This window comes from Arthrobacter sp. AOP36-A1-22, assembly GCF_052377615.1.
In the GTDB taxonomy this organism is placed as follows: domain Bacteria; phylum Actinomycetota; class Actinomycetes; order Actinomycetales; family Micrococcaceae; genus Arthrobacter_H.
Genome location: NZ_JBQSWX010000015.1, coordinates 1 through 15,913, shown reverse-complemented (window position 1 = coordinate 15,913; position 15,913 = coordinate 1). Strand labels below are relative to the sequence as shown.

14 protein-coding genes and 1 pseudogene are annotated in these 15,913 nt (G+C 63.6%); 11 read left to right on the top strand and 4 right to left on the bottom strand.

Going from position 1 to position 15,913, the window contains the following annotated elements:
* The first annotated feature begins 86 nt into the window (after positions 1–86).
* The 6 genes from ACT3S2_RS10115 to ACT3S2_RS10090 all read left to right on the top strand — a co-directional run bounded on the left by ACT3S2_RS10115 (position 87) and on the right by ACT3S2_RS10090 (position 7,070).
* A complete protein-coding gene (locus ACT3S2_RS10115) occupies positions 87–1,799 on the top strand; it encodes a DEAD/DEAH box helicase (RefSeq protein ID WP_444561667.1) in 1,713 nt (570 codons plus the stop codon).
* A gap of 243 nt (positions 1,800–2,042) precedes the next feature.
* Positions 2,043–3,902: a molecular chaperone DnaK gene (gene dnaK / locus ACT3S2_RS10110; protein WP_444554881.1), complete on the top strand. Its 1,860-nt coding sequence runs from the start codon at positions 2,043–2,045 to the stop codon at positions 3,900–3,902.
* Positions 3,903–3,917: 15 nt separating this feature from the next.
* Positions 3,918–4,553: a nucleotide exchange factor GrpE gene (locus ACT3S2_RS10105; RefSeq protein WP_444554882.1), complete on the top strand. Its 636-nt coding sequence runs from the start codon at positions 3,918–3,920 to the stop codon at positions 4,551–4,553.
* An 82-nt stretch (positions 4,554–4,635) separates the two neighbouring features.
* Positions 4,636–5,613, top strand: a complete 978-nt coding sequence (locus tag ACT3S2_RS10100) for a DnaJ C-terminal domain-containing protein (protein WP_444554883.1) — start codon at positions 4,636–4,638, stop codon at positions 5,611–5,613.
* Positions 5,614–5,673: 60 nt separating this feature from the next.
* Complete coding sequence (locus ACT3S2_RS10095) at positions 5,674–6,120, top strand: heat shock protein transcriptional repressor HspR (RefSeq protein WP_444554884.1); 447 nt, start codon at positions 5,674–5,676, stop codon at positions 6,118–6,120.
* An 11-nt stretch (positions 6,121–6,131) separates the two neighbouring features.
* Positions 6,132–7,070, top strand: coding sequence for an alpha/beta hydrolase (locus ACT3S2_RS10090; protein WP_444554885.1), 939 nt, complete (start codon positions 6,132–6,134; stop codon positions 7,068–7,070).
* Here the strand turns inward: ACT3S2_RS10090 and trmB are convergent.
* Positions 7,063–7,953, bottom strand: a complete 891-nt coding sequence (gene trmB, locus ACT3S2_RS10085; protein WP_444554886.1) for a tRNA (guanosine(46)-N7)-methyltransferase TrmB — start codon at positions 7,951–7,953, stop codon at positions 7,063–7,065. The genes ACT3S2_RS10090 and trmB overlap by 8 nt on opposite strands.
* Before the next feature lie 88 nt (positions 7,954–8,041).
* Between trmB and ACT3S2_RS10080 the strand changes: the two genes are divergently transcribed.
* The 3 genes from ACT3S2_RS10080 (at position 8,042) to ACT3S2_RS10070 (ending at position 10,487) form a co-directional block, all read left to right on the top strand.
* A complete protein-coding gene (locus ACT3S2_RS10080; RefSeq protein WP_444554887.1) occupies positions 8,042–8,458 on the top strand; it encodes a YccF domain-containing protein in 417 nt (138 codons plus the stop codon).
* 299 nt (positions 8,459–8,757) lie between these two features.
* The gene (locus ACT3S2_RS10075; RefSeq protein WP_444554888.1) at positions 8,758–9,924 is read left to right on the top strand and encodes a globin domain-containing protein; all 1,167 of its coding nucleotides are present in this window, start codon (positions 8,758–8,760) and stop codon (positions 9,922–9,924) included.
* Entirely contained in the window at positions 9,924–10,487 is a 564-nt protein-coding gene (locus tag ACT3S2_RS10070; protein WP_444554889.1) for a hypothetical protein, read from the top strand. The genes ACT3S2_RS10075 and ACT3S2_RS10070 overlap by 1 nt, the downstream gene beginning before the upstream one ends.
* A gap of 722 nt (positions 10,488–11,209) precedes the next feature.
* Here the strand turns inward: ACT3S2_RS10070 and ACT3S2_RS10065 are convergent.
* Entirely contained in the window at positions 11,210–11,449 is a 240-nt protein-coding gene (locus tag ACT3S2_RS10065) for a hypothetical protein (RefSeq protein ID WP_444554890.1), read from the bottom strand.
* A 329-nt stretch (positions 11,450–11,778) separates the two neighbouring features.
* Between ACT3S2_RS10065 and ACT3S2_RS10060 the strand changes: the two genes are divergently transcribed.
* Positions 11,779–12,492 carry a hypothetical protein gene (locus ACT3S2_RS10060; RefSeq protein ID WP_444554891.1) on the top strand — a complete coding sequence of 238 codons (714 nt, stop codon included), beginning with the start codon at positions 11,779–11,781 and terminating at the stop codon, positions 12,490–12,492.
* A 373-nt stretch (positions 12,493–12,865) separates the two neighbouring features.
* On the opposite strand, the gene ACT3S2_RS10055 is transcribed toward ACT3S2_RS10060, so the two are convergent.
* Entirely contained in the window at positions 12,866–14,080 is a 1,215-nt protein-coding gene (locus ACT3S2_RS10055) for an AAA family ATPase (RefSeq protein WP_444554892.1), read from the bottom strand.
* 32 nt (positions 14,081–14,112) lie between these two features.
* Here ACT3S2_RS10055 and ACT3S2_RS10050 point away from each other — a divergent pair.
* Positions 14,113–15,259, top strand: a pseudogene (locus ACT3S2_RS10050) (IS3 family transposase).
* Between the two features lie 11 nt (positions 15,260–15,270).
* On the opposite strand, the gene ACT3S2_RS10045 reads toward ACT3S2_RS10050, so the two are convergent.
* Positions 15,271–15,913 (bottom strand): AAA family ATPase (locus ACT3S2_RS10045; protein ID WP_444561666.1); only part of this gene is annotated, 643 nt, incomplete at its 5' end.

The window sequence follows — 15,913 nt, the reverse complement described above, 5'->3', positions numbered from 1 at the left end:
AGAACCACCGGGCCCAGGCATTCCTTTTCTTCGGCGAGATAGCGCGCCGAACCCGGTTGCGCACAGCAACGACCGAAAGCAGCCCCGTGAGCGTTTCCTTTACTTCCCTCGGCGTGCCCGCACGCCTGGCGACCATCCTGTCCGGCCAGGGCATCGACACCGCCTTCCCCATCCAGGAAGCCACGCTTCCCTCCACACTGGAAGGCAAGGACGTCCTGGGTCGGGGCCGGACCGGCTCCGGCAAGACGCTGGCCTTCTCGCTGCCGCTGGTGGCCCGGCTGGCAGCGAACCCTAAACCGCGCAAGGCGCGTTTCCCCCGGGCGCTGATCATGGCTCCCACCCGTGAACTGGCCACCCAGATCAGCCGGGTCGTCATCCCGCTGGCCGAAGGCGCGGATCTGCGCACCACGGTCATCTTCGGTGGCGTCTCCCAGGTCCGCCAGGAGAAGGAGCTGAACTCCGGCGTCGACATCGTCATCGCCTGCCCCGGCCGCCTCGAGGACCTGTTGCGCCAGAAGGTCGTGGACCTCTCCCGCGTCGAGGTCTCCGTCCTGGACGAAGCCGACCACATGGCCGACCTCGGTTTCCTGCCCGTGGTCAAGCGGATCCTGGACCAGACCCCGCGCGGCATCCAGCACATGCTCTTCTCGGCGACCCTGGACAACGGCGTCGACAAACTCGTCCAGCGCTACCTCGACCAGCCCGTCGTCCACTCGGTGGATTCCTCGCAGGCCGCCGTGGACACCATGGACCACCACGTGTTCGTCGTCGACGCCGACTCCAAGAAGGAGCTGGTGCTCGAACTGGCGTCGGGGACCGGACGACGCATCATGTTCATGCGCACCAAGCACCACGCCAAGAAGATGGCCGTCTGGCTATCCAAAGCGGGGGTCCCCGCGGTGGACCTGCATGGGAACCTGAGCCAGAACGCCCGGGACCGCAACCTGGCGGCATTCTCCGGTGGGGATGCCCGCGTGCTGGTGGCCACCGACGTCGCCGCCCGTGGTGTGCACGTCGATGGCGTCGAGCTGGTCGTCCATATCGATCCGCCCGCCGAGCACAAGGCATACCTGCACCGTTCCGGCCGGACCGCCCGCGCCGGATCCGCCGGCGCGGTGGCAACCATCGCGACCCCCGACCAGCAGGGGGACGTGAAGTCCCTGATGCGGGCCGCCGGGATCAAGGTCCCCTTCGAAAAGGTCAGCCCGCAGTCCGCGGCCGTGGCCGCCGTCCGCGGCGACAAGGCCGAGCCGGTCACCTATGTGGCGCCGCGCCCGCAATCGAACCCGCGCGCCAAGACCCTGGCCGATTCCGATGCCGCCGGAGGCCGTGGACGCCGCCGGGGCGGGCGCGGGAACTCACGTCCGGGGCGTCCGGCGGCTCGTGGCGAAGGCTCCGCAGCCGGTGTCGACAGCCGTGGCGGACGCGACGGAGGCGAGCGGTCACGTGATGACCGGCCCCGTGGCGAGCGCGGCGGCCGTCCGGGCCCCGTGCGCGGGGAACGCAACGGTGAGCGTGCCGGAGGGCGCAATGGCGGCCAGCGTGCCGGAAGCCAGCGTTCCGGGGGCGGCCGCAGCCGTTCCGGACAGCGCCAGGGGTCGGGGCGTCCCGAGGGGCGCGATGCCAACACCAGCCGCCCGTCCTCGTCCCCGCGTCCCACCTCATCGGGGGCCCGCCAGGGCAACACCATCGGTGACGCCATCGGGCAGAAGACCCAGGAAGCCCTTGGCGCCGGACGCCCGGGGCGCGGTCGCGGTAGCCGTCGAGCCGGAGCACCGCAGTCCAATTCCAAGGGCTAGACCTCCACGCATGAGGTGAATCGGATCACCCCGTTCACCGTCCCAGGCGCCGTTGCCCCGTCATTTGACGGGGCAAAGGCGCCTTTTGCGTGCCCGGATCGGGGCCGGAATCCAAACTTGAGCCAACTGCGCTCAAGTTCGAATTGACAATGAAATGAGCCCGAGTAGACTTGAGTGCAGAACGCTCAACCTCCCCGGTTGGGCGGAGGAACCAGCATTTCCCACCGGAAAGAAGGATGCATTATGTCTCGTGCCGTAGGTATCGACCTCGGAACCACCAACTCGGTCGTCTCCGTCCTGGAAGGCGGCGAGCCCACTGTCATCGCCAACGCCGAAGGCGCACGCACCACTCCGTCCGTGGTGGCCTTCTCCAAGGCCGGCGAAGTCCTGGTCGGCGAAATCGCCAAGCGCCAGGCAGTCAACAACATCGATCGCACGATCTCCTCGGTCAAGCGCAGCATGGGCACCGACTGGAGCACCACCATCGATGACAAGAAGTACACGGCGCAGGAAATCTCCGCCCGTACCCTCATGAAGCTTAAGCACGACGCCGAGTCCTACCTGGGCGAAAAGGTCACCGACGCGGTCATCACCGTCCCGGCCTACTTCAACGACGCCGAGCGCCAGGCCACCAAGGAAGCCGGCGAGATCTCGGGCCTGAACGTGCTGCGCATCGTCAACGAGCCCACGGCTGCCGCACTGGCCTACGGCCTGGACAAGGGCAAGGAAGACGAGCTGATCCTCGTGTTCGACCTCGGCGGCGGCACCTTCGACGTCTCGCTGCTCGAAGTCGGCAAGGACGAAGACGACTTCTCCACCATCCAGGTGCGCTCGACCTCCGGCGACAACCGCCTCGGTGGCGACGACTGGGATCAGCGCGTCGTCGACTGGCTGCTGTCCCAGGCCAAGGCCAAGGGTGCCGACCTGTCCAAGGACAAGATCGCCCTGCAGCGTCTGAAGGAAGCGGCCGAGCAGGCCAAGAAGGAACTCTCCAGCGCCTCCAGCACCAACATCTCGCTGCAGTACCTTTCGGTCACCGCCGATGGCCCGGTCCACCTGGACGAGCACCTCTCCCGCGCCAAGTTCCAGGACCTCACCAAGGATCTGCTGGAGCGGGCCCGCAAGCCGTTCAACGACGTGATCAAGGAAGCCGGCGTCAAGGTCTCCGATATCGCGCACGTCATCCTCGTCGGCGGCTCCACCCGCATGCCGGCCGTTGCCGAGCTGGTCCAGGAACTGGCCGGCAAGGAAGCCAACAAGGGCGTCAACCCGGATGAGGTCGTCGCCGTGGGCGCCGCGCTGCAGGCCGGTGTCCTGAAGGGCGAGCGCAAGGACGTCCTGCTGATCGACGTGACCCCGCTATCGCTGGGCATCGAGACCAAGGGCGGGGTGATGACCAAGCTCATCGAGCGCAACACGGCCATCCCGACCAAGCGTTCGGAAACCTTCACCACGGCCGACGACAACCAGCCGTCCGTGTCGATCCAGGTCTTCCAGGGCGAACGCGAGTTCACCCGGGACAACAAGCCGCTGGGCACGTTCGAACTGACCGGCATCGCGCCGGCCCAGCGTGGCGTGCCGCAGGTCGAGGTCACCTTCGACATCGACGCCAACGGCATCGTGCACGTCTCCGCCAAGGACAAGGGCACCGGCACCGAGCAGTCGATGACCATCACCGGCGGTACCTCGCTGGCGAAGGAAGACATCGACCGCATGGTCCAGGAAGCCGAGGAGCACGCCGCCGAGGACAAGGTGCGCCGCGAGGCCGCCGACACCCGCAACTCCGCCGAGCAGTCCGCCTACTCCGTGGACAAGCTCATCAAGGACAACGAGGACAAGCTGCCCGAGGAGGTCAAGACCGAGGTCCAGGCCGACGTCGACGCCGTCAAGGCTGCCCTTGAGGGCCAGGACAACGACGACGAGGTCAAGGCCGCGTACGAGAAGCTCCAGGAGTCGCAGACCAAGCTCGGCGAAGCCATCTACGCCCAGGCCGAGTCCGAAGGCGCCGCCGGTGAAGCCGGGGAGTCCGAAGGCACCGAGGCGCCCGACGAGGACATCGTCGACGCCGAGGTTGTCGACGAAGAAGACGAAGAGAAGAAGTAAGGCGGTTCGAATCTGATGCCAGAACACGGCAACGAAGAAGAGCACGACGGCGACGAGCCGGTGCGCTTCACCGATAAGCGCAAGGTCGATCCCGAGACGGGCGAAGTGCGCGGCGCCGAAGGGCATGAGGAAGCGACCGCTGCAGCGGAAGGTGCCGAGTCGGAGGATGCGCTGGCCCAGGCCGAGCAGATCCTCAACGAGGCAGGCGACCAGCAGGAGCAGCCCGCGGCGGCGTCCGACGTCGAAGCGGAACTGCGTAACGACCTGCTGCGTCTGCAGGCCGAGTACGTGAACTACCGCAAGCGCGTCGAGCGCGATCGGGAATCCGTGCGCGACCTCGCCGTCCAGTCGGTGCTCGTCAGCCTGCTGCCCGTACTCGACGATCTCGACGCCGCCCGCAAGCACGGCGATCTCGAGGAAGGGCCGTTCGCGGCGGTGGCGAACAAGATCGACGCCATCCTCGCGGGCCACGGACTGACCCGGATCGAGGAAGTGGGGGTCGTCTTCGACCCGAACTTCCACGAGGCCCTGATGCAGCAACCCAGCTCCGAGGTCCCCGAGGACCACGTGGCCCAGGTCCTGCGGATCGGCTACCAGAAGGGCGAGCGCGTCATCCGTGCCGCCCAGGTGGTTGTCTCCACGGGAGAATGAACCACCCCCGGCCGCCCCACCACCGGTGGGGCGGCCGGGACCCCATTAGCTTGAGAAACAACCAGGAAACAGGAGGCGCCCGATGGCCAGTCAGGATTGGGTCAACAAGGATTTCTACGCCACCCTCGGCGTCTCCAAGGACGCCAGCGACGCCGATATCAAGAAGTCCTACCGCAAGATGGCGCGCAAATACCACCCCGACACCAATCCCGGCGATGAGGCCGCGGAAAAGAAGTTCAAGGACATCACCGAGGCCAATTCGGTGCTGTCCGACCCCGAGGAACGCGAACAGTACGACGCCATCCGGGCGATGGGATCCGGCGCCCGGTTCACCTCCGGAGGCGCCGGGGGGCCCTCCGGTGGCGGCGCGGGATTCGACGACGTCTTCGGCAACCTGTTCAACCAGGGGGGCGGGGGACGCCGCGGTGGCGGGTTCCCCGGAGGCGGCCAGGTTCCCCCCGAATTCGCGGACCTCTTTGGTGGTGGCGGATTCGGCGGCTTCCAGCAGGCCCCGCAGAAGGGCGCCGATCGGACCGCTTCGACCACGATTTCCTTCGCCGGGTCCATCCGCGGCACCAGCATCGGACTGCGCGAACCCGATGGCGACGTCATCGACGTGCGCATCCCCGCGGGCATCCGTGACGGCCAGAGTGTCAGGGTCCGGGGCAAGGGCCAGCGCAGCCCGGCAGGAAACGGGGACCTGTTGGTGAAGGTTTCGGTCAAACCGCATGCCTTCTTCGCCCGCGAGGGCAACAACATCCGGATCCACCTGCCGGTGGGCTTCTCCGAGGCCGCCCTGGGAGCCACGTTGGAGGTCCCCACGCTGACCGGGGAGACCGTGAAGATGAAGATCCCCGCCGGGACCTCATCGGGGCGGACCCTGCGGCTGAAGGGGCGCGGGGTGAAGACGTCCAAGGCCGTCGGCGATCTGCTGGTCACCGTCGAGGTCGTCGTACCGCAGAAGCTCAATGCCGAGGCGCAGGAAGCCGTCAAGGCCTTCGCCGAAGCAACCGCCGACGCGGATCCCCGCGCCGGGATCGCCACCAAGGCGGTACTCTAGCGGCGGGCCCGGGGCGCGGGAAGCACGGCGGAACCGAACACACCAGGAGGAGGCAAGCACATGGCGGTAGGCAAGGCACTGGCCATCAACGATCGTTTCATCCCGGTATTCGTGATCTCCGTCGCGGCCGAACTGGCCGATATGCACCCGCAGACACTGCGCCAGTACGACCGCATGGGATTGGTCTCGCCCTCGCGGCAGCGCGGCAAGCAGCGGCGCTATTCCAAGCATGATGTCGAATTGCTGCGGGAGGTCCAGAGCCTCTCGAAGGCGGGGGTCTCGCTGGAAGGGATCCGGCGGGTCCTGGAACTCGAGAACCAGGTTGCGGCGCTGCGTTCCCGTGTGGCGGAACTGAGTCAGGAACTGGCCGAAGCCGACCGCAGGTCCTCGGAGATGGAACGGGTCTTTGCCGCCGGAGCCGGCGGCGGTGACGTCGTCACCCTGGCCCGGGGGGAACGCCCCAGGGCCCGCAGCCAGGCCGTCGTCATCTGGCGAGCCCAGGACTAGGCGGACACCTCATGGTCCCCGGGACGCTGGCGACCGTTGCCGAGCTGATCGAGCGGGCGGAGCGCGGCTTCGAGATCACCAAGGGCCGGCGTGACGGATTCGATCAGGACCGCAAGGCGGCAGTGGACGGGGTCGCCCATGCGCTGAGGCCCACGTCCATGCACCGGCGGCTTCCCGCCAGACGGCTGCTCTTCCTGGACCTGGAAGGACCGCATCCGTTGGCGGCCGTGGTGCTCGGGGACCCCGACCATGCCACCCACCTGACCTGGCAGGTCTCCGGGGCAGGCATCCGTCCCGGAACCGCCATGTGGGGCACGGCCCGTGAAGCCGGCGAACTCCTGCTCGAACAGCGGGCCGCCGGTGCCGGAGCCCCGGCCGTCATCGCCTGGCTCGGGTATCCCGCACCGGGGATGTTCAGGGCCCTCTCGGACCGTACCGCCCGGACCTGTGCCGCGCGGCTGGCCTTCGACATCCGTCGGGTCGGGGAGCTCCTTCCCCGTACGGCCAGGATGGCGATCGAAGCACATTCCTACGGGGCGACGTTGGCCGCGTACGCGCTCGCCCGGTTGGATGCCGAACCACCCCCGGCCGGCCAGGCGGGCCCCTTGATCGACACACTGGCCACCATTGGTTCGGCGGGAATTCCGGACCGCTTGTTGCGGGACCCGTCTGACTTGGGCATCCCACCAAGCCGCCGATACGAGGCCGTGGCGAGCCGGGACCTGCTGGCCCGATGCGGCCGGCTCCTCAGTGGGCGGACCACGGTCGCCGGGCTGCCGTTCGCCGTGGAAGGACACCCGGAATCGGGGCTGCATGCCGTCACCGGGCACAACACCTCCCGCTTCGTGCCCGGATCCGATGACCCCGAATACGGGTACCGGGACCCCGGCACGCTCTCGCTGCACAACCTGGCCCGGATCCTCATCGGGGGGACCCCTCCGTTCAGCTGACCGGCCCCCGGCGGTCCCCGTCCGCCTCCGGTTCCCGGCGATAGGCCAGATCGAAGACCAGACGGCCCGCGGCCACGGCCTTGGCCTCGAAGCTCGTGCGCACCCGCCCCGCGTAGCGTGGGGCCCACCCCCCGAGATCGTCTGTGAAACCCGGCTCCGGGTCGTGGCCCTCCAGACCGTCGCGGCGGACCCGGCTCAGGGGGGAGTCCTCCCCGGCGCATTCGCCGGGGTGCAGGGAGGTGAAATCCTTCGAGGCGTCGAGGATCGAACGCATCTGTTCGGCATACTGCGACCAATCGGTGGCCAGGCGCCAGATGCCGCCGGGGGCCAGCACACGGGCGGCCTTGGGCAGGAACGATTCCTTGATGAGCCGACGCTTGTGGTGCCGGGTCTTATGCCAGGGGTCGGAGAAGAAGATCCAGAGTTCATCCACCGAACCGGGCTCCAGCATCACATCGAGGACCTCGGGGGCGTTGGCCTGCACGGCCCGCACATTGGTCAGTCCCTTCGCGTCGATCCGGGCCATCAGCTGCGCCAGGCCGGGCAGATAGACCTCCACGGCGAGGAAATCCCGTTCGGGATGGGCCTCGGCGGCTTCGGCGATGGCTTCGCCCAGCCCGGTGCCGATCTCCACGGTCAGCGGGGCCCGACGGCCGAAGGCCTCCTCGGCGTCGAAGCGGAAATCCTCGTGGACCGAGGTGTCTGCGTGGTGGCGCGGAACCTGGATGACGTAGTCCCCGGAGAGCCGGTCCCAGGAGTCCTTGCGCTTGCCGTGCAAACGGGACCCGCGACGGACGAAGGACACCGGATCGGTCCGGTAGAAGCGCAAATCGTCGGCGGCGCGGCCGTTGACAGGGGGCTTGGGGGCTGCGGGATCATTCATTGGGTCCACGTTAGTCGTCGCCGCGATGGACGTCATGTCAGGGTCTTCCCGGATGGCGGCGCCGGCCGCGGACGGGCACACTGGAGACATGAACGGACCCCTGAACCTGATCCTGAACATCATCTGGCTCGTCTTCGGCGGATTCTGGCTGGCCCTGGGCTACCTGGCCGCCGGGGTCGTGTGTTGCGTGCTGATCGTGACCATCCCCTTCGGGCTGGCCTCGTTCAGGATCGCCAACTATGCGCTGTGGCCCTTCGGCCGCACCATCGTGGACCGGGGCGGGCGGACCGGATTCTTCTCCACCGTGGGCAATGTCGTGTGGATCCTCGTGGCGGGGATCTGGATCGCCATCGGGCATGTGGTCACCGCCATCCCGATGTTCGTCAGCATCATCGGCATTCCGCTGGGCATCGCCAACCTCAAACTGATCCCCGTCTCCCTGGTGCCCCTGGGCAAGGTCATCGTGCCCTCGGGGTCGCGCCTGCCGATGGGCCCGGCCGCCTGAACGGTTCCGGGTCCGGCGAACCAAGCAGCCTGCCGGGCCCGCGGATCCCGCCGCCCCGGCATGTGCCCCGAGGCCGTCGACCCGGGCCTCCAGCCGCCGGTCGGGCCGGCAGGGAAGACGATTCCTCTCGAATTGCACTCTTCCGTCCTTGACTTATGTGGCATAGTTATCGACCGTTAGTGATCGCCCCCACAATGAGAGTTGATAGCAATACATGGACCGAATAGGTCAGAGGGCCGCCGCATCGAGTCGGGAGACGACGCCGAAAGCGTCCGTGTTCCAGGACTTCGGGGGCTGCCATGAATGTTGAAATGCTCAAGAGCACCTGGGCCGATATGTCCCAGGCGGGCGACGAAGCCCCCTTGTACTTCTATTCCCATCTGTTCATCACCCATCCGGAACTGCGCGAGATGTTCCCGGTCTCCATGGCCAGCCAACGCGATAAGCTGTTCGGCGCGCTGGGGCACATCGTGAGCAATGTGGAGAAACTGGATTCCGATACCGGATTCGTCGAGGAACTGGGCCGCGATCACCGGCGATTCGCGGTGGAACCCGAACACTACTCCGCCGTTGGTTCCTCGCTGCTGGCGACCCTCAAGCAGTTCCTGGGCAGCCAATGGACCGAAAGCGTCGCGGCGGACTGGTCCGCGGCCTACGGCCAGATCGCGAAGATCATGGTCGTGGCCGCCGAGGACGCCGCCGAGGATTCACCCCCATGGTGGGATGCCGAGGTGGTCTCCGTTGACCGGCGCAGCATCGACGTGACGGTGATCCAGCTGCGGACCACCCCGGCCATGGACTACCTGCCGGGCCAATCCATGGCCATGGAACTGGGGCGGCTGCCCCGATTATGGCGTTACGTGACCCCCGCCAACCAGCCGCAGCCGGACGGCCTGGTGGAACTGCATATCCAGTTGGTGCCCGGCGGGCAGTTCAGTAGCACCGCGGTACGCAAGATCCGTCCCGGGGACACGGCCCGGCTCGGAGCCCCGATGGGCGACCAGCTCACCCGTCCCCGGAACGGGAAGGACCTTCTCCTGGTGGCCGGCGGCACGGGGCTGGCGCCTCTGGCGGCGGTCCTGGACCAGGTCGGCACCCAGTGGACGACCGAAGGAACCGGGCCGCGGGTTGACCTGTTCCATGGGGCCCGCCTGCCGTGGAACCTCTACGACCACGAGAAGCTCACCCGCCTGGCGGAACAGCCCTGGTTCACCTACCGACCGGTCGTCTCGGACGATCCGACCTTCCACGGGCTGCGTGGACTGGTGGGTTCCGCGGCGGCCGCCGAAGGCTCGTGGGCCGGCCGGACGGCCCTGGTCTGCGGGTCCCCGCCCATGGTCGGGCATGCCGTGGCCCAACTGGGGACCGCCGGACTTGCTCCGGATGATCTCCGCTTCGAGACGTTCGCAACCCTAGATGAGAGTTCCTCGGCCATCGGCCAGAGTGACGAAGAAGGATCACGATAATGCCCTATGCCAATGACACCCGATCAGCCCGCGCCCTGACACCGGAGGCCGTCCGTGACGCCATGTTCCCGGCCGTGGAGGTCGGCGGGCTCGACCCCGTGGCCATCAATCTGTTCCTGGCCGATGCCTCCGTCCAGATGGCTTCGGACCGCGAGGAGATCCGGACGCTGCGACGACGCGCTGAAGAGGATCGGGGCTCCGGCCTTGATGTCAGTGCCGAAACCGTGAACCTGCTCAGTCGGGCGCAGGTCATCGCCGATAAGCACGTCAGCGAGGCCGAGCAATATGCCCATGGCCTCATCGACGGGGCCCGAAAGCAATATTCGGAAATCCTGCAGAAGGCCGAAGACAATGCGGGTAGCGCCGGTTCCGCCGCCGCCCCGGCCGTCCCCGGATACGGGGAGCCGGTCCCGGAGATCGAGTATGTCCGCACCTACACCCGGGTGGCCCAGGTCCAGTTGCGCTCCGTGATCGACGCCCTGGCCGAACAGGTGGATCAGTTGGGCCATTTGCCGCAGTTCGGCGCCACTGCCTCGGAGCCGGGCGCGGGGGGTGGCTCCTGAGCCGGCGGTAGCACTTGTAGGGTCCGGTACAATTTGAGAATTTTTGTATCGATTTTGCAGAAGTTCCTACCAGTATGAGAATTTTTAATCCATGCAAAATGAGAACTTCTGGACGTGCGTTGAGGTGTTTCGGTTGCAGCTGCGAAAGAAGTCCGGTTGCAAATAGTCGGAGGAGGACGAGACTTGTTAAGACGGAGCTTCCGATAGCTCTTGTGTAGACATCCCGTAGCGCGGGCACGGCTATCGGATAGCACTTTCTCACCATCGGCAAATAGGCAGTCGAGGTCTTTGACGGTGAGCGATTTGCTCTCCTCCCGCCTGCACTGCTGCTTGTCGACGAGCGCGCGCCAGGCCTTGGCGATCGCGGCGCGAACAAGCGGCCCTCCTTTCGTTCTGCGGATTGGGGGCGCGTTCACGAAAGCAAGGCAAGCACTTGGCGGAAGTTGGTCATGAGCGGGGTCTTGCGACATTCACCCACGGCCGCGGTGACCCCCAGTTGGACCCGTGGCTGGCGCAAACCTCCGCGACACCGCTACCCGATGCCCGCGCACCTGCTACCGCTTCGATACACAGGCGCTATCCGAAGTGCCGTCTTAACAAGACTCACCTGTCATGGCAAATAGATGTACTCAGGATAGGTCGCTGCCTCTGTCCAGATGCGACCCAAAATACCAAAAGAGAATTCCCTGCTAATCGATCGGTTCATGAGAATAGGAGCGTTCTCAAATTGCTGCAAAACGGAGCTCGTAGTCCATGTTGTCGACCATGGTCTGACACTGCTCGAAGTAGCTCGAGAGTTCGTCGAATTCTCCCCTTTCCGGAGCTTCTTCAACCAGTGCCCGAAATTCAGGATCGAAGCGGATATCGAGTCCCGACGCGATCCCCTCCGTGGCTTCAGACAGTTCGGAGTGAATCCAGTCCTCGATTTCGTCGAACAGGCGAGAAACCTTGACACACCTCATCCAGAGGCGGTGAGGGTCGCAATTATCCGGCTCTGTGCGAAGGCCGCACGTAGCCAACCGACAGCAAACTGACTGACTCTGGTTACAGGTACCTCACCGAAGTCGACCGTGAGGACGGCGTTTGCCGTGCGAAGGGTGTACTTGGCACTTGCCAGGTATTCAGGATGTTCACGTTTCGATTGAAGCTTTTTCTTCGATCTACTGCCGCTCATGGCACCACTATATTCATGGCCTATGCTGTGCAAAGGTCTTGGGTGCCCGTCGTCCTGTTGAGACTGGTGTCGTAGGAGACTGCTAAGGTCCGTCTAAACCAGACAGGGAGAACGTCGATGTCGTCGGATGGATACCCGTTTCCAGTTGCCGTGTCCCAACTCGGCACTAGTGAGCCCCGTGAAACGCAGGTTGCCCGCGCGGTCGCCTGGCTCTCACAACAACTTGGTGGCCCAATTACGGTCGTAACCCCTCAGCGAAGATTCGAAAGCGAAACTCTCAAGCGGTTGCTAGGGAGAGCTGATACGGCTCACCTCACCTGGCAAGGCTTCTCTGCCGGGTCCCTTACCCGCCGGCGTGTCATCGACGCGTGGCCCGATCGGCAACACCTAAACGATCTGTGGGGCTCACAAGCTGACGCCATTGTCGTCGTCGAGTGGGGAACTGCCGAAACAACCGCTTGGCTGGAGGACGCTATTCCGGTAAGACTTCTTCCGGGGCAGACTTCCCAGCTTGTGTCCGGACAAGAAGCCGCCCTGGCAGTCACCGGCGATCCGCTACCTGAAGACGTGATCCGGATACTGAAGATCCTTTCGAAGTGGGCGGCCGGATACGACTCCGGACTCAAATGGAATGAAGAGGACAAGCTCAAGGCCGACATGATGAACAGCCCCGAGCGTTGGACCTCTGTCACGGTCGAACAAGTCAGAGACAAGTGTCGTGAACTGAAGATGCGGCCAAAGGACATCGAAACGATCGTAGGATTCGTGGAGCGCAGGAAGCAAGGCCGGAGATTCAACGTTCGTAGCACCTACCGCGATTACCAATTCTGATCACGGTTCCATGCCCGTTGTCGGAAACCCAGCCAGATCAACTGCAGGACGACCGGGACCGTCTGGCCGGGGCGGCGTACTAGGAATCTCGCGGCGATTGGCGACTCGTCGCGTGCGAACAGGCAAACCATTTAGACCGTCATCGTCATCCTTCCACAGGGGAACGGAAGGTCGGAAGCATCCGCTGTGCGCCCAGCGCAGGTCCTCAAAGTGCCCGGCGTTCGGGGCCTCGTAGGGCAGGGAAGCCTTGCACATCAGGTGGCTAAACAAATATCCCTATACCCCAGATCGTTCCACGACGAGCCATACGGAGGAACCGCTCAGACGGGTGTACCGGCTTCATCGAATACGCGCGGGAGTGTTGAGCGGCGGTTCATGCTCGGTCCTGTTTCTCGTCTTCTTCCGGTTCTTCGGGTGCGCGAGATGTGCCTTCTGCCAGAAGCTGAGGCTCCAATTTTAAGGCACGGCACATGGCCACGAAGTGTTCCTTATCTTCCTTGCGGATAAGTTCAAAGACGGCGTGGAGGATGTGTACTGCTTCTGGCCTGCTGATTCCCCGGCCTGTCTCCACGCGTTCATTGTGGGAATAATGATGTAAGTATGTGACTAGTCTCTGGCGGGTGAGGCCATCGTCCATCCCGTCGAGTGCAGTCTGCATCTGAACCCTGAAATCGCCCATCTGTTCGGGGAATCGAAAACTGAGAAAGCCCTCGAGAAGACGGCGACATACATTCGGAAGGATGACAGCCGCATCCATTTCCTGCTCGATTGTTGGTCGATCGCCACAGTCAATCAGCGTTCTTGCTGATCGCCAGAAGAGGTAGTGATATTCCGAACGAAGACGGGTTCGTAAGGCCTTGTCCTTTTTGTCCGATCCCCAGTCGCGCCACGTGGGAACGCGACGGACTACCCCGACGTCGACTTTCTGAGCCTGGGCTTGTAGCTCGAGAATTTTGAAGTCTCGTTTCTCCTTGGGGGCGCTGTTGGGTAGGCGATCCAGTTGGTTTGCCCAGATTTTGAAGAGTTCGAAATTGTGGGTCATCAGGAACACCTGACCGCAGTCTCGGACAGGCTTCTGGTTGCATAAGCAGGCAACGGGCTGGCCGCAGCCACATGCGGACGGCTGCACCAGCTCCGCCCATAAGAGACTGGAGGCGCCGATTGCGAAGTTGTCGTCCAAACTTGAAACGGGATCGTCTATGACGACGATCTGCTCACTGCGATTCCGGCCTTGAGTGCTGAGGCTCTTAACGAAGTACAGCAAAGCCAGTGCGGTACATTCTCCCTCGCTAAGGTGGAGCGCTGGCGAGCCATCCCTGTAAATTGCGTAGCGTCCCTCTTCCACGGGGACAATCCGAATATCGGACCGGCCGAGCAGGATGTGTAGTCTCTGATTCAGCCACTCGGCTGGCGGCCCAGGATCATGCTTTTCAGACTCCAGCTGGACGATCTTGTCTCGGGTAGCACACACCATCGTGTGATTGTCTTGAAGTGTTTTGTTGGCTGTGTCGGCTTCGCGGATGGCTGTGTCGTAAGCGTCTTGGTTGGGCCCCTTGGTAGAAGCCCGGTGACTATGTGAGTTTCGCATCCGATAATGGACTCGGGAGGAGATTCACAGATATGGCACGTAGACATAACCCTGATCAGGTCATCGCGAAAGTACGTCAGGGTCAGAAGATGCTTAACGGCGGACAGCCGATGATCGAGGTCATCAAGGAACTACAGGTCACTGAAGCGACGTGGTATCGGTGGCTTCAGCAGTACGGATCCGAGAAGAACGCCAGCCATACCAGGGCGGTAAAAACCTCGAAAAGGAGAACGCCAGGCTCAAGAAGCTGGTGGCGGAGCAAGAACTGGCCATCGATATTCTCAACGAGGTGGCGCGGGGAAAATTCTAAGCCCCGAACCACGCCGCCGTGCCGTGCGTATGGGGCAGGAAAAGTTCGGGGCTTCCGAAAAAGTTGCCTGCAAGATGCTCAGCCAGAGTCGCTCAGCCCTACGCAGAGGCCGTCCAGCGGTCAGATTCTGAGAGGCTCGGCTGCGCGCGGATCTACGAGTGGTCGCGGTGAAGTATCCGGTATGGGGCTGGCGTAAAGTACGCTGGCATCTGCTCCAGCAGCCGCAGCGGGACGGGATAGCGCTGAATAAGAAGCGAGTCTGCCGGCTCTGGCGCCTTGAGGGGCTCACCTGCAAGCCCAAGGTACGCAAGAAACGTCGTAGCGGGCCCGGTGCAGGGGAGCAGAAGAGGCTCAGGGCCGAGTACCCGATGCATGTGGTCAGCTTCGACTTCCAATCCGATACGACCTCCTGCGGCCGGCATATTAGGTTCTTTAACGTTATCGATGAGTACAGCCGCACGGCCCTGGCGATCATTCCTCGTCGGTCGTTTACCGCCACGGATGTGGTCGCCGCTCTGGAGGACATCATCGCTGAAACCGGCATCACTCCGGCTTACGTCCGGTCCGATAACGGGCCGGAGTTCACCGCTGCTGCTCTGATCAACTGGTGCGCCACGGCCGGAGTCAATACGGCGTTTATCGATCCAGGATCGCCGTGGCAGAACGGGTTCGCTGAATCATTCAATGCCCAATTCAGGAGGGAACAACTCACCGGAGAAATCATGGACACAATGGCCGAGGCAAAGTACTTGGCCGACGAGTGGAAAGACATCTACAATCATGAACGTCCTCATGGATCCCTCGGCGGAATGACGCCGTTCAGACACTGGGATCGCTGGATTGCAGAGAACCAATTAGCTATCGCATAGCCGCTGGACTGCTAACGGGGACCCAACCAGTCTTTCTGCTCGCCAATCCAGAACGCCTCAAGTTGTTGGCATGCTGCTTTGCGCACTCTAGCGAAGGCCACACTTCGGGCGTCGTGATTGTCCAGAAGCGTCACTAGCCGATCGATGTTCGGGAGGGTGAAGGAATTTTGATTCAAGTGCTCTGGTAGATGAGCAGGCTCGTGTAGGGATTTCAGCTTGGCATCGAGCAACTCGCGCACGGTTGTGAGATCTTGAGTGATTTCGTCAGTTCGCTCCTGGAGAGCCTGAAGTAGTGACTTGTATTCCTTTCGGAACTCGGGATACAGAAGTCCGGGGTCTGGAAAGTAGGTGCTCTGCTCAAGAAGCAACGTTGTGATTTCTTCGACTTTTTCGATAGCTTCCCGAAGCTCATCCTGCAGTTCCGTTGTACTTTCATCGAAGTGCCTGTTCAGTGTCTCGAGCCGGTCATGATTGAGATCGTTGGCGCAGAAAAGACAAGTCCTTCGGTTCCCGTGAAGTGAAAGACCTTTCTGCACCCAGTCGGAGTGCTCTGGATGTGTGATCAGAGAATTAATCAACGTGGCTGTTGGGATCCGTGCCAGTATTTCCGCAATGTCTTCTGTACTTAGCACTTCTAGGTGTACTGCCCAGCAT